The sequence below is a fragment of the Daejeonella sp. genome (genome assembly GCF_017495225.1).
Lineage (GTDB): Bacteria > Bacteroidota > Bacteroidia > Sphingobacteriales > Sphingobacteriaceae > Daejeonella.
The window spans coordinates 1-14,725 of record NZ_JAFEIG010000008.1; the positions used below are offsets into that span (position 1 = coordinate 1).

15 protein-coding genes are annotated in these 14,725 nt (G+C 34.2%); 1 reads left to right on the forward strand and 14 read right to left on the reverse strand.

Features of this window, described 5'->3' with window-relative positions; translation table 11 throughout:
* From QZ136_RS03765 to QZ136_RS03810, 10 genes are all read right to left on the reverse strand, one after another.
* Window positions 1–1,534: YifB family Mg chelatase-like AAA ATPase (locus QZ136_RS03765; RefSeq protein WP_291400498.1), on the reverse strand; the 1,534-nt coding region annotated here is incomplete at its 3' end.
* Between the two features lie 98 nt (window positions 1,535–1,632).
* Window positions 1,633–2,388 (reverse strand): oxygenase MpaB family protein, encoded by a 756-nt coding sequence (locus tag QZ136_RS03770; protein ID WP_291400500.1) that lies wholly within the window; start codon window positions 2,386–2,388, stop codon window positions 1,633–1,635.
* Window positions 2,389–2,391: 3 nt separating this feature from the next.
* Entirely contained in the window at window positions 2,392–2,772 is a 381-nt protein-coding gene (locus QZ136_RS03775; RefSeq protein ID WP_291400502.1) for a DUF2809 domain-containing protein, read from the reverse strand.
* Between the two features lies 1 nt (window position 2,773).
* Window positions 2,774–4,186, reverse strand: a complete 1,413-nt coding sequence (gene creD / locus QZ136_RS03780; RefSeq protein WP_291400504.1) for a cell envelope integrity protein CreD — start codon at window positions 4,184–4,186, stop codon at window positions 2,774–2,776.
* Window positions 4,187–4,238: 52 nt separating this feature from the next.
* Window positions 4,239–4,544, reverse strand: coding sequence for a transcriptional regulator (locus QZ136_RS03785; protein WP_291400506.1), 306 nt, complete (start codon window positions 4,542–4,544; stop codon window positions 4,239–4,241).
* A complete protein-coding gene (locus QZ136_RS03790) occupies window positions 4,541–5,161 on the reverse strand; it encodes a hypothetical protein (protein WP_291400508.1) in 621 nt (206 codons plus the stop codon). Before QZ136_RS03790 ends, QZ136_RS03785 begins: the two co-directional genes overlap by 4 nt.
* Window positions 5,162–5,298: 137 nt before the next feature.
* Window positions 5,299–7,452, reverse strand: a complete 2,154-nt coding sequence (locus tag QZ136_RS03795; RefSeq protein WP_291400510.1) for a peptidase domain-containing ABC transporter — start codon at window positions 7,450–7,452, stop codon at window positions 5,299–5,301.
* A 35-nt stretch (window positions 7,453–7,487) separates the two neighbouring features.
* Entirely contained in the window at window positions 7,488–8,618 is a 1,131-nt protein-coding gene (locus QZ136_RS03800; RefSeq protein WP_291400512.1) for an HlyD family efflux transporter periplasmic adaptor subunit, read from the reverse strand.
* Window positions 8,619–9,014: 396 nt separating this feature from the next.
* Window positions 9,015–9,179 (reverse strand): hypothetical protein, encoded by a 165-nt coding sequence (locus QZ136_RS03805; RefSeq protein ID WP_291400514.1) that lies wholly within the window; start codon window positions 9,177–9,179, stop codon window positions 9,015–9,017.
* 44 nt (window positions 9,180–9,223) lie between these two features.
* Complete coding sequence (locus QZ136_RS03810) at window positions 9,224–9,406, reverse strand: class IIb bacteriocin, lactobin A/cerein 7B family (RefSeq protein WP_291400516.1); 183 nt, start codon at window positions 9,404–9,406, stop codon at window positions 9,224–9,226.
* Window positions 9,407–9,916: 510 nt separating this feature from the next.
* On the opposite strand from QZ136_RS03810, the gene QZ136_RS03815 reads away from it, so the two are divergent.
* Window positions 9,917–10,318 (forward strand): helix-turn-helix transcriptional regulator, encoded by a 402-nt coding sequence (locus QZ136_RS03815; RefSeq protein WP_291400518.1) that lies wholly within the window; start codon window positions 9,917–9,919, stop codon window positions 10,316–10,318.
* A 190-nt stretch (window positions 10,319–10,508) separates the two neighbouring features.
* On the opposite strand, the gene ffh is transcribed toward QZ136_RS03815, so the two are convergent.
* The 4 genes from ffh to QZ136_RS03835 form a co-directional block, all read right to left on the reverse strand.
* Window positions 10,509–11,849, reverse strand: coding sequence for a signal recognition particle protein (gene ffh / locus QZ136_RS03820; protein WP_291400520.1), 1,341 nt, complete (start codon window positions 11,847–11,849; stop codon window positions 10,509–10,511).
* 165 nt (window positions 11,850–12,014) lie between these two features.
* On the reverse strand, window positions 12,015–12,521 hold the full coding sequence (locus QZ136_RS03825) for a hypothetical protein (protein WP_291400522.1): 507 nt from the start codon (window positions 12,519–12,521) through the stop codon (window positions 12,015–12,017).
* Between the two features lie 65 nt (window positions 12,522–12,586).
* Window positions 12,587–13,585, reverse strand: a complete 999-nt coding sequence (locus tag QZ136_RS03830) for a DUF3078 domain-containing protein (RefSeq protein WP_291400524.1) — start codon at window positions 13,583–13,585, stop codon at window positions 12,587–12,589.
* Between the two features lie 381 nt (window positions 13,586–13,966).
* The gene (locus QZ136_RS03835; RefSeq protein ID WP_291400525.1) at window positions 13,967–14,719 is read right to left on the reverse strand and encodes a hypothetical protein; all 753 of its coding nucleotides are present in this window, start codon (window positions 14,717–14,719) and stop codon (window positions 13,967–13,969) included.
* Window positions 14,720–14,725: the final 6 nt, after the last annotated feature.

The window sequence follows — 14,725 nt, forward strand, 5'->3', positions numbered from 1 at the left end:
CCGCCCAACCCTCCCTATCCAAGCTTCTAAAATGTATAGCTTCTGCCAGGTGTTCGAGCATAATTTCTTCGCTTTCTGCTAAATCAGCAATGGTTCTGGCCACTTTTAAAATACGATCATACGCTCGAGCAGAAAGTCCCAATTTCTCCATTGCTTGCTTTAATAATGCTTGTCCGCTATCACTAATTTTACAGATTTTGCGTACCATATTGGGACTCATTTGAGCATTGCAAAAAACATCTTCCCTATCTTCAAAACGTGCAATTTGAATGGTTCTGGCATTTGTGACACGTGCCCTTATGTCCATGCTTTTTTCACTCAATCGCTCAGAGGCTAGTTCATTAAAATTTACTGGTGTAACTTCCACATGAAGGTCGATGCGGTCGAGCAAGGGCCCAGATATTTTGCTCAAGTATTTTTGTACTACTCCCGGTGCGCAAATACATTCCTTTTCGGGATGATTAAAATATCCACAAGGGCATGGGTTCATGGATGCCACCAACATAAAACTTGCAGGATAATTTACGGTCGATTTAGCTCTTGAGATTGTTACTCGTCTTTCTTCTAAAGGCTGTCGCATTACTTCGAGTACGGTGCGTTTAAATTCTGGAAGCTCATCTAAAAAGAGCACACCATTGTGCGCGAGTGATATTTCTCCAGGTTGGGGATTGGTGCCTCCGCCAACTAATGCTACATCACTGATGGTGTGATGCGGAGAACGGAAGGGTCTGATGGTCATTAATGAATCGGATGCGGATAGCTTTCCCGCAACAGAATGAATTTTGGTGGTATCGAGAGCTTCATAAAGATCGAGAGGTGGTAAAATAGTGGGTAGGCGTTTTGCTAGCATGGTTTTTCCGGCGCCTGGGGGACCGATTAAAATTACGTTATGACCCCCAGAAGCCGCAATTTCTAGTGCGCGTTTAATGTTTTCTTGTCCCCTAACATCCGAGAAATCGCTATCATAATTATTGACTTTATAGCCGAATTCCTCTCGGGTATTCACGATAGTTCGTTCTAAATTGATGGTATTTTCAAAGAAGCCTATTACTTCTGCCAGACTACTCACCCCGTAAACCTCAAAATCATCTACAATTGCAGCTTCACGAGCATTTTCTTTTGGTAGGATTAATCCTTTGAAGCCATCTCTTTTTCCTTGAATAGCTATGGGGAGTGCGCCTTTAATGGGCTGTATACCACCATCTAAGGAAAGTTCACCAAGAATAAGATATTCTTCTAATCTTGTACTTAAAAATTGACCAGAAGCACTTAAAATACCAATGGCAATGGTAAGATCGTAGGCTGAACCTTCTTTACGAATATCGGCTGGAGCCAAATTGACAATAATTCGCTGCCGAGGCATTTGAAAAACAGAGTTATTGAGCGCACTTTCTATTCGAAGCATGCTCTCCTTCACCGCATTGTCGGGAAGTCCCACCACAAAATAATTCAGTCCGCTACTGATATTCACTTCAATAGTTATGGTGATTGCTTCGATACCATAAACGGCACTGCCAAAGGTCTTTGCTAACATAATATTCTAATGTAGTAAGCATAAATGCCTCTAATTAGAATATTTAGTGAATGGTGCCTAAAATTTAGCGAACGGTATTTATTTGATTAAATGGGCAATTAATTATCTAATGCAATGATCTCTTTTTTGTATTCGGGTGGCATAATGATACATTTTATAAATGAACATATTCCCACTCTTTTACTTAATTGATACACTTTTATAAGTCCTTTAAACATGGGATTATAACCTAAGTTTAACAATTTATTTACCCTTTTGGGGACTAGTACCATTTGTGCTTGGAGAAGTATTTGATATCTAAACCATCCCAAATGTTTTCTGTATTGTTTGTAAAGGTCTTTGGTAAAATTGCCATTAATCAGGTTCTCATTGACTGCTTTATTTCGTAAAATTTGCCATTCCTGATAGTTTTGAGGCAAATTTACCAATTCCATTCGCGCGCCCATTCGGTAAAAAACTTCGAAGACCTCTTCTTTTTCTGTTATGCTTAATGGCCTTTCTAAGAGCTCGAATGAACGGATGGAGTAGTCGATAAGCATGTATAAAACATCCCTATAAGCCCAATCGGGAATGGTTTTTCCACGCGACTTTTCTAACCCTTTGTGAATGCCATTAATTTTGTCAATGGCAATATTGGCATCATTATAATCCGAAAAAACAATTTGTCGGGCATAGGCCACAGTAGAAAAAAGTCTTTTTAATGGATCTGCAGGAAGCTTACCTGTAAAATAAAGCCAGTCGACGGCTTTGTTTAAAGCAAATTCGGCAGATGCACCCGCAAAGATTAGGAGAATGGTATCTCCATTCCCCCAAATTTTACGGACTATCGAGTCTTTGTTTACAAAATACTTCATCAATTAGGCCTTAATCTTTAATTTTAACGCTTTCTCCATCCCCCAAATTGTGATGATTCCAAGGCTATATGCAATAATATCATACCATGAGAATGATGTACCTAAAACAATTCCTGCTAAGCCTGAATTAGTTAAACCAATCCATTTTATGAAGTTTAAATATTGCAGTACTTCTATGAGATATGAAAATAGAAGTACTGCGATAGCCGTTAATGTAGAATCTGATTTTATGAAGCTTTTTATTGAACAATAAATTAGGGCCACGACAAGAAAATCTCCAAAATAGGGTCTAAAAAAATTATCGTGGACAAAGATTGCAATAAGTACTTCAATCAAGAAGAGACTCAAAGCCAATAAAAAATAGGTTTTATGAAATCTAAACATTTTAAGCTTCTTTACTTATTATTTCAGTATTATCCTTATCAATATTAACCTTTTGCGATAGGTACATCAATCCTGCAATTATTAGGAATAATCCCACACTTCCAACTAGTAATGCCATGTCTTGCAGCTGAATAATTATGAAAATAAAGCTGTATAAAAGACCTAAAATTCCGGCGAAAAGCAAGGCTGTTTTTCTGCTTTTAAGTAGAGATTGAATGAATAAACCGATGAGTCCCACTGTTGCTATCGAAGCAATCAAATAAGCCAAATTAAATCCTAATTGCTCACTCAAGGAAAGAAGTAAGGCATAAAAAATGATCATGGCTGCACCAATTAAAACATATTGAAGAAGGTGAACTTTTTTCTTGCTTAAAAGCTCTGTAAACAATAGCGAGATAAAGGTTAATAAAATAACCAGTATGGCATATTTTGCTGAGCGGAAGGTTTTTTGATATTGATCAACTGGCATTAGGAATTTAACTCCGAATGCACCACTAATATCTTTCGCTTTGATACTATTTTCACTAGTTGAATCTTGACTAATCATATTGGAATTTTCTTCCACCCATTGTTGCGGGAAAGGTCTATTGAAATAAGGCATTTTCCAAGATGCAGAGAAGGTGGAATCAGAAATACTACGTTGTTCAGGCAAATAGCGACCAATAAAACTTGGGTTTTTCCATGTTCCTTCAATATTTACTGTTGTATTTTTGCCGATGTGCAAAAAGCTTAATTGATTGCTTCCTCGGATATTTAAATCGAAACTAAAATCAAGCTTTGTGTTTTTATTGCTGCTTAAATCAGGAAGAATAATCAAATTATTTGTGAAAAGTTTAAGCGAGGTAAAGTCGGGTTCTACCTCATAATTTTGTTCATCAAGTTTTATAATTGGCTTATTATCAAGGCCTTTTAAATCACTTAAGCCTATTACTACTTTAGCTTTTTCCCATAAAATCACTTCTGGGTTTATGCCCGATTTTTTGCTTTCTAAAGCGCTAAATGTACCATTCACTTTAATTTGCGACTTATACACTACCGCATCAAAAATGCCACGGTGTAGTGTTTCAGGTGCGGCTTTTGAATTGATTTTAATGGTTTCGGGTAGAATATAAATATTGCTAATTAGCTCTTTGCTAGTGCTTTTGCCACTTTCTGAATCAGTAATTTTCTGAATTGTTTTATAAGGCAGAACGAGTACAGGTCCTTGTACTAACTGGCTTCCCGACCATTTATCGGAAATTTCAAGGTTGACCTCCTCTTGTCTTCTTTCACGTTCAGTAATTAAATCTTGTATCAATACACTTGGTATTAATAAAATAAGAGTTAAGAAGCCAATTAAGACCAATTTGAATAATACTGATCCACCGAGTCGGTTTTTCAATTCTTTGTTTTCTGTTGTAAGTTCAATTTTCATAATCTGTTAAATAAAAGTACTTTGTATCTCAAAGTGAATTAATAAAAAAATATTATTGTGTTTTTTGTTGTTTGATTAAATTTTCGAGTGCTTCTAGGTGTTTAATGAACGCCGTTTTTCCTTTTTCTGAAACGGAGTATTGAGTATTGGGTTTTTTACCGATAAAAGTTTTGTTGATTAAGATATATGCTTCTTTTTCTAGGGCTTTAAGATGAGATGCAAGATTCCCATCAGTCAGTTCTAATAATTCTTTGAGCGAATTAAAGTCGTAACTCACATTGGCCACCAAAACGCTCATAATTTGTAGGCGAATGCGGTTTTCAAAGGCTTTATTAAACTGTGCTAGACTATTCTTCACTGCTTATATTTAAAATGCATGATTGCGCCATAAATGATATGAAGAAGACCAAAGCCGGCTATCCAAAATAGAAGTCCGTTTTCTGGCATCCATGCTGCTAAAAGTCCTAAAGTTATTTGGCAAAATCCTAAGTATTTAACATCAGAAAAAGTGTACTGGCTAGCCGCAATGAGTGCCAAACCGTAGAACAAAAGGCATGATGCAGCAATAAATTGATATTCAGCTTTTGATATTAATATTAGTATGAATAGTCCCCCTGTAGCTAGCGGAATAGCCATATTAGTGATTAATCTTTTGCTAACGGGATTCCAATAGTGCTCTTTTTTCTTCTTTGCTTCGCGGATAGAAAGTAAGATACCTGTGAGAACGGAAAACACCAAGACCAAAGCAGCAATAAAATAAAGAGTATGATAGATGCTGGGATTTTCTGCGTATGATTCGCTGATTATTAAGCTATTATATTTATCAGTAACAAGTTGATAGGCCCCAAATGCACCTATTGATGCGTAGATGCCGGCCAATACTCCAGATAATCCGCTCAGAGAAAGGAATCTGGATGAGCGTTCCATGAGGGATCGGATTGAAGCTAACTCAGAATGAATGTCTTTTTCTTCCATTTAAAAGTACTTTGAATTGCAAAGTAAATAATTAAATATGAGATTTCCAAGGTTTTTGAATGAGATTTAGGGTAATAGATTTTTGGAAATGAATTTTACACTAGCTAGTTGTGGAGTATACATTTACTAATGTGGCATTATTCTAATCTTGTTTGTTTGGACCAAAGTTCACAGTATTTGCCTTTTTGGGTTAGCAATTCCCAGTGGTTTCCTTGTTCAACAACTGACCCGTTTTCCATTACAAAAATAGTATCTGCATCAGCGATTGTACTTAAGCGATGTGCAATAATTATTACCGTCTTACCTTTAGCCTTAAAACTGTCTATGACTTCTTTGACAATGGTTTCAGAATTAGTATCTAGTGAGGAAGTGGCCTCATCCATCAATAATATTTCTGGGTTCTTATATAATGCTCTAGCGATAGCAATTCGCTGTTTTTGGCCTCCAGAGAGCATAGTTCCATTTTCTCCAATTTGTGTTTCAAATCCGTTTGGCAGTTTTTCTACAAACTCAGTAATACCTAATTGTTTAGAAAGGTCCATTACCCATTGGATATTCGGAAATGTATCACCTAGGGCGATATTATCGATTATGTTTCCTGAAAAAAGGTTAAGCTGTTGCGGAATTACTCCAATTGCGTTTCTTAAACTTTTGTAATGAATGTATTTTAAATCATAATCACCGATATATATTTTCCCTTCCTTAATTGGGTAAAGATTTTGAATAAGTGAAATCAGGGTAGTTTTTCCACTTCCACTTTCACCCACAATGGCAGTAGTTTCATTATTTTTAAAAACAGCATTAAAATTTTTAAACACTTCAATTCTGGAGCCATACCTAAAAGAAACATTTTCAAACGTTATATCACCAATAAGCTCTTTATCAAGTACAACCTTGTTTTCAGTCTCCTCCCGTTCTAAATCCATTATCTCAAACAATCTATCGGCTGCAATTAAGGCATTTTGTGCAGTTTTGTTCATTCCTATTAACTCTGCAACAGGAGAAGTAAAATATCCTATCAAGGCATAAAATGAAAATAATTCACCAGGTGTTATTTCTCTGTCAATTACATAGCCAGAGCCAATCCAAAGTAAAACAATAGTAAATATAGAAGCTAGAAACTGTGTTGAGGTTCCAGCAAAAACACCATTCATGCCAGATTTATAAATGCTAAACAGCAATTTTACAAATTTATTTTCAGTCTTAAAGTTCGAAAAATCTTCAATTCCAAATTCTTTTACGGTACGAATATGCGAAATGCTTTCAACCAATTGGGTTTCTAATTCGGCTCCATTTTCCATAATGCTACGTTCTACTTTTTTGTTAAAACGGTTCATTAAATAATAAATTATTGCATAAAAAGGAATCACCAGGAGAATGACTAGGGCAAGTTTCCAATAATATGTAAACATTAGTGCGAATGAGAAAATAACGATAAAGACATTTACAACCAATTCTATGGCAACTTCGTTAATAAAAGACCGTATTTTTACAGCATCGTTAATGCGTGAAGTAATTTCGCCAATTTGCATTGTGTCGAAAAATCGCTGCGGTAAATGGAGCAAATGTTTATAATAGCCCAAAATCAACTTGGCATCTATTAGTTGACCTGTTTTCATTACAAAAATGCTCTTCTTTGAGTTGATGAATGCTTGCAATAATATTACCACAATCATACCTACACTTAATAAATTAAGCAGGTTCCGGTTACCCTCCACTAACACATAATCGGTTATTTTTTGAACATAAATTGACATGGCCAATCCCAAAACAGTAAATAATATTGCACCAAATAAAGATTGAATTAATATTGTTTTATGGGGTTGTATTAGTTGCCAAAATCGACGCAGAGGCGAGGTCTTTTCATTTTTGGCCATAAAGTCATCAGCAGGAGCGAGAAGAACTAATACCCCTGTCCAGATTTTTTTGAAAGCCTCATACGTATAGGTTTCCATTTTACCAAGGTCAGGATTCATTACGTTTATTTTATGTTTTGTAACTTCATAAATAACAACGTAGTGGTGTAAATCTTCTTTTACAATAACATGTGCTATTGCTGGAAGTGGTATTTTGCTAAGTGCATCAATACCACCCTTTACACCTTTAGCGGTAAAGCCCATTCTAGCGGCAGCCTCTATAAGACCTAGAACATTGGTGCCCCTTTTATCAGTATTTGCATATTGACGGATACGTGCTATAGGAAGATTAACTTTGTAATGATTGCCAATTGAAGCCAAACAAGCTGCACCACAATCTTTAATATCATGTTGTTTTATTTTAATAGAGGCCATAAAAGTTTTTTATTTAACTGTTAGGTTAAGAACAGTTATTTTATTTTAGGATTTAGCCAGTCATCAACTTTATCAAATAATAGATCGAATAAGCTGCGCTTGGTAATAATGTATCGAGTGGTAAGCGTCATACCTTTAGAAACTTTTGCCTTATAGCCAGATTTGAGTTGTAATTTGGTAGATTTTAATGATGAACGTACATTAAAAAAAGCCTTCTCACCCTGCATTGTTATGTTGTGGTCAATATCTGTTACAATTCCTTCAAGTAATCCCCATTGGTTGTAGTTAAAGGCATCAATTTGATATTTAACCTTTTGGCCTTTTTTAATCAATCCAATATCACTAGGCGAAACTGAGCTTTCAACAATTAAACTGTCTATTGACGAAATATTAGCAATGAGTTGTGATGCATTTAAAAATGAACCTATTTGAATGCCTGAAAATCCCTCAATCGTACCAGTAATTGGAGCAATAATTACGTAGTTTTTAAATTCGATTTTTATTTTTTGGAGTGTGCCATCAAGGTTCTGCAATTGATTTTGCAACTCTCTTTTTTGGTTTTGCCAAATGCTTTTTTGGCTTTTGCTTAAACTTGCTAATGATTGTTGTGTGTAAAGGTAATCAAAGCTAAATTTTTCAAACTCGGCCCTTGAGATAACTGCTTTATCAAAAAGAATTTTATTGCGGTCATATGCTATCTTCGCTTGAGCAACTTTGTTCTCGAGTTCGTTCATTTTACTGCTATACGATTCCCATTCTTGTTGCAATTCTGGGGTTTTAAGCGTGGTTGTTATGCCTGTCAGTATTTTTGTTAAATCGTAAATTCTGGCATTTAAACTTTGGGATATGTTTTGATTTGTTTGTTTTTCTGCGTTAAGGCTTTCTTGGGTAAGTACTATCAAAGTATCGCCTTTATAAACCATGCGATTGTTTTTGAGGTTAATGCGTATCACTTTACCATTTACTAAGCTACTTAGTGGTACGTTGTCTGTTGTGCTGCGTATAATTCCTCGACTTTGGCTACTAATGTCTGTTTTTACTGATGGCAAGGAACCTAAAGCAGTAAATAGTCCTATTAAGACAACTAAATAAATTGAAATACTTTTGGTTTTATTTTTGGCGACAAGGTTTTCAACAGTGTTTATCGGATCCGAACTGAAGTTCATATAGTTTTTCTATAAGGGCGTTATTTTAAATGAAATTACACCCTAAATAAATTAGGGTGTAATAACTTAGGCTATATTTAGCTACTTTTGCGTGTAATTAATTGAGGCTATAAGAAGATTTTCTATAACAAATTACTTAACTGGTAAGTTTTAACCAAATTATATACTTTCTTTAAAAATTAAGAATTCAAGCAGTTGTTTTTCAACTAATTTTTAATGCCTATCCCTAATCTACCCTATAAATCACAGAGAATATATACTTAATTCAATAGAAAATAGACTATGCCTACAATACATCCTAATAAAAACGTAAAGTAACAATATTTAACTATCTCAAAATAGGTAATTTCTAAATCAAATATTTTAATAAATATTTGATTATTCTTATAAGCCATATTATCTAGTCGCTTTATCTAAAAGTTTACAAACACCATATGCCACAACTGCACCAAGTACAAATGCTCCGAGAAGCATTCCTCCGCCGACTGCAATCGCTGCTAAACCTACAATTGGTGCACCTCCCTCAGTATTTTTTAACTCGTTGGAAGTTAATTCAGTCAATCCAATATTATCTAAATTTTTCATAATTACTCTAATTTATGTTATTATTGTTTTGAAAAAACAGCTATTCCTGCGGCGGTACCCAATGCCATTGCTCCAAAACAACCAGCAGCAACAACTTTAGCTGATAAATAATATCCAAATATTATAAGTGGTATAAATCCACCCTCAACTTCATTCATTTCTCGAGCATCAAGCTCAACTAAATTCAAATTTTCTAATTTCATAATTCTAGTTTTTGCGCCTGCTTTTACACAGTCAAGTTAATAATTTAACAATTGAAACAAAAGATATTCTGCAGATATTTTGTTTAGATAAATTTAATTACTTAAAAAGAATTTAAAAAACACTTTTTGATATAAAATATTACCTTTTTGGATTAAAATATTACTTTTTGTTTAATATATTTTAAAAAAGATAAATGTTTAATATTTATAAATTAAGCTAGTTTGATTTTTAGTTGGTTTTAGTGCTATTTTTCTAGAATTTTAACAAATAAGTAAAACAAAAAATATAAGTTAATTTTATTGACTTTAAATTATCTTTTTAAAGAAACCTATGGTAATGTGTTTATAAAAAAAATAGCGTTATAATTTTAATATTGGGTAATCAATTTACTTATAGTATGTTTTGTATTATAATCAATAGAGCTTATATTTGATTAGTTTGTTTTTATAGGTTTATTCTTGTAATTAATAAAATAAATTTTCCAGTTATTGCTAAAACATCAAGACATCATGATGGAAGATATACTTTCAAAAATAAGAGAACATCGCAAGAAAAAGGGTTATTCCTACGAAACTATGGCAAGCGAGCTAAACACTTCTGCTGCTGCTTACAGGAAAATAGAGTTCAACCAAACTAAATTAACTGTAGAGCGTCTGTTTCAAATAGCAAAAATCTTGGAGGCTCAATTAGTTGATATTCTAGATATTAATCCCAATAATCAATTAAATCAAACGAATACTGAGAATGCAACCGGCTATCAACAGCAGATTGAAAACTACTTTCACGAAAACAAAGAAAAGTCAGAAAAAATAGAATCATTATATGAATCTCGCCTAAGAGATAAAGATTTAATTATTAGTCAATTGCAAAGGACTATAGAAATGCAGGCAAATTTATTGAAACGTGATTAGTATTTAGTCATTTATATAAATTATTGTGAATCAATAAAATTCTTTCTTCAATTAAATGTGATCATTTAATTTGTGTAAAATTCAACAATTTATATTTTAAAAAGATTAGCTAGATACCCTAAAATCAATACCCAAGTAATCCTATTTTAACAATTTGAACTAATCAATCTAATCAAAAAACACAATTTTCTTACTTCCCAAACGGCATTTTAGGCATACCTTTCATCATTTTAGCGGCAGCGGCAGGGTTTGAAAATTGCTTCATTACTTTACGCATATCTTCAAATTGCTTAATCAGCTTATTCACTTCGGTGATGTTGGTACCTGAGCCCTTTGCAATTCTAGTCCGCCTACCCTGATTAATTGAATCCGGATTTTCGCGTTCGAAAGGAGTCATGGAACGAATAATAGACTCGATTGGAGTAAAGGCATTATCATCGATTTCAACATCTTTAATGGCTTTGCCAACACCAGGAATCATGCCCATCAAATCTTTCATGTTACCCATTTTCTTGATTTGTTGGATTTGACTTAGGAAGTCGTTGAAATCAAATTTATTCTTGCGAATTTTCTTTTGTAGTTCAGCAGCTTCTTTCTCATCGAACTGCATTTGAGCACGTTCAACAAGGGAAACCACATCACCCATCCCGAGAATACGGCTAGCCATTCTATCTGGATAGAACACATCCAAGGCTTCCATTTTTTCGCCGGTACCAATAAATTTGATGGGTTTATTTACTACTGATTTAATAGAAAGTGCAGCACCACCACGTGTATCACCATCTAATTTGGTTAAAACAACACCTGTAAAATCTAATCGGTCGTTGAATGCTTTGGCAGTATTTACCGCATCCTGACCCGTCATTGAATCCACCACAAAAAGAATCTCATGTGGTTTGGTTTGTGCTTTAACTTCGGCTATTTCGGTCATTAGGCCTTCATCAATCGCTAAACGACCAGCGGTATCAATGATGACTATATTTTGTCCGTTCTTTTTCGCTTCTGCAATCCCGGCCATGGCAATAGCTACCGGATCTTTAGAATTACGATCTGTGTAAACTGGAACATCAATTTGGCCACCTAAGACTTCCAATTGATCAATTGCTGCGGGACGATAAACATCGCCAGCAACTAATAAAGGTTTCTTATTTTTTTGATTTTTTAGGTAATTGGCAAGTTTTCCCGAGAAGGTAGTCTTACCCGCACCGTTTAGTCCGGCGATAAGTATTACCGTAGGATTTGCTGAAATATTTAGTTCATCAACCGTGCCGCCCATAAGTGCAGCCAGCTCATCATTCATGAGCTTAGTTAATAACTGTCCCGGAGAAATTGAGGTTAAAACATTGAGTCCGAGTGCTTTTTCTTTCACATCATCGGTAAATGCTTTGGCGGTTTTATAGTTAACATCGGCATCCAGAAGAGCTTTTCTAATCTCTTTCATGGTTTCTGCCACGTTAATTTCTGTAATACTACCCTGTCCTTTTAATACCTTAAAGGCTCTATCAAGTTTATCCTGTAAATTTTCAAACATTATTTCAATCAGCTATTACCAAATACAAAGTTAAGCTTTCTAAACAATAGCTTTAAAATAATTATTGATTCTGTTTTAATGGGACAAAAAAAATTCTACCGATAGATTAATTTAAAAAGCTATTAAAATAATCTATGGGTAGAATTGAGCTGTTTTTTATTGGGATTATTCTCCTTTAATATTGCTAATTACTACTCCTACAAAACAATCATCCTTGCAGTTTTTATTGGTATAGCCACAAGTAGAAATCATTCCTTGGTTTTTGGTTTCAAAATGAATAGTATTATCATTTTTATTGATTTTTAACCATTCTGAGCTTGCTTTTTGATAAATCGCATCAATGGTAATTGTTTGTGCACCAGAATCATGAGAATTTAAATCAGCCTTTGTTTCAGTCCAGCTTCCTGTAGAATTTTTCTGCCCTGTTTGTGAATCTATAACATAGCTAGCATACTTTCTGCCAGTAATAATTCCGTTTTGAACAGAAATAATTGTGCTATCACCAAATCCTGCCCATGATTCTGTTTTTACGGTATAAGAATAATTATTGTTTACTGATTTTTTGAATTCTTGCCAAACGCTTAAGCTTTTATCAAAGTCTGATTTTATAGCACCTTTTTCACAAGAAGAAATTAGTACTGATAACATTAAAATTGAAAGTATCTTTTTCATATTATTTAAATTATTATTTCAAAAATATACGAAAAACAGAATGTGCTAAGTTTTGTAATTTGAAATTAATTAGCCAGTTTATAAACTAGACCGAAAGACATGGTTTGACTAGCCTGCATTTTATTGTCAGAATCATCATCGTATAACAAAATACCAGATAGCGAAACATTAATAAGTTTGTTAACGTTTGCAATTAGAGTTACATCCAATCTATTATCAATACTTGATAGTTTCTCATAATTGGCAAACATGGCATAGCGGCTATTTAGGATTAAGTTTTTTGCTATTTCCTTGTTGTAAGAGCTTACAACTTGAAATGCCAGCTCATTTCTAAATGTTTGGCCGGGTGTTACCCCGAAATTTTTGGGATTAGTTTTATATAGATTAGTATCTAACACAAATGTTTGTCGGGCAGTACCCGTACCAATACGTACAAAGAAATGTTTTACGGGCTTATACTCAAATCCAAATGATTCTGTTAGGTATCCTGGAGCCATAAATTTAGAAAGAAGTGTTCTTTTCTCCTTGCCTTGTGCATCTCTAGAGAAAGAATAACCTAAATCAAATTGTGATTCAAAGTTTAGAGATCCAAAGAAGTACCAGCTTTTAGAAAGTTTTAGAGCGAGTTTATTATCCCAAAAAATACGATCGGCACTTTTGCGTGCAAGTTGATCTTTATTCTTAAGTTTTCCATATTGTAAGATGAGTTCGGAGGCAAAGTTTTTATCACTCTTGGTATAATCTGTTTTGTATGAAAACTGCCCACCAAGTGCTAAAGAATTAACTCCCCCAGCTCCCCAATTATCACTAAAGGCTGCTTGGTTAACATTTATACCGAAGAGCGTAAGGTTACGCCAATAATTTACTTTAACTTTTAAATCAGGAACCGGGCTAGGATTGATTACTTCTGGAAATAGGACAGGACGCCTAACAGGAAGAATGTTTTTCTTAGGATTTTGTTTTAAGCTCTTAATTAAAGTTGTATCAGCTTCAGTTTTTTGTGCAATGGAGCCTGAGTTAAGGCCCAATAAGATGAAAATAATTGCCAGAAATCGTTTAAACATAGGACAAAGAAAAACAAAAAAGAATTCTTTTAATAGATTTTTCAGCTTTTTCTAGACTTTTTAAGATAATCCAGCCAAGAAGCGAACTTTCTACTTTTCAAATAGTTGAGGTTTGAATCATTCTCATAGGCCTCTTGTTCAAAGAGAATATTTCTATATGAATTATAAATATTTCTACAAACAAAATAATTTATCATAAAATTTAAAATATAGAGAATGTAAAATGGTAGGATAAGCAATTCCAATTGTTGTCGGATATGGATCATCTCATGATTAATTATTTTTTCATCCCGACAAAGGCTTTTATTTTGTAAAAATATAAAGGGATAAATTGCTAATCCTTGTACCCTAAGCTTTGGGAAACAGATGATAAAAACACCTTTATTGACCATTAAGTGGTTGTAAGCGGAATGCTGCTGGGTTTTCTAAATAAGACAGGTATGATTTTTTGATGTATTCAATTAGATCATAATCATTTGCCTCTAAAATGAAGTAATAACCAGGTTTATATTGTTGCTTAAAATCGACAAGTTTAGCACCATTTAGACCTGTAACTCTGTTGATAAGTGTTTTGGTAAACCTATATTCAATCATTGCATCGCGATAATCGCGCTCAATAATTTTTTGTAATAGTCTGGCATTTCTACCCTGCCTACTTAATAAGCTGTATAGCGCATCGATACTTAAACCGGCGCCACCACCTCCATTACTTCCGCCCATATTAAAAATATCTCCTACAGCTCCTTTGCTATACGCAGAGTTATACTCTTCCATTTTGGCCTTTAGTCGATCTGCCGGACTACCTAAGGTATCTTTCACCACAACCTCTTGTAACTGGATAATGTTTCGCTTTAAGTAAAAGAGTATGGTATTTTCAGAACGTATTTTTATGGTATCTACACCATATCCCTGGAGGGCAGCGACCAAAATATCGCCTTCTTGAACATTGGTTTTGAACTCCCCTTTTGTGGTATTATAAAAGCCTTCGCCGCTACGTGTGTTAAAAATATAAACACGTGTTAATCGCTGCTTAGAATCCATATCAAATACAATTCCTTGAATGGCTTTTTCTTGCGCAAATAGACTACAAACCGGGAAAGAAAGTAGTAGTAATAAATAAATAATCTTTTTCAATCCAAT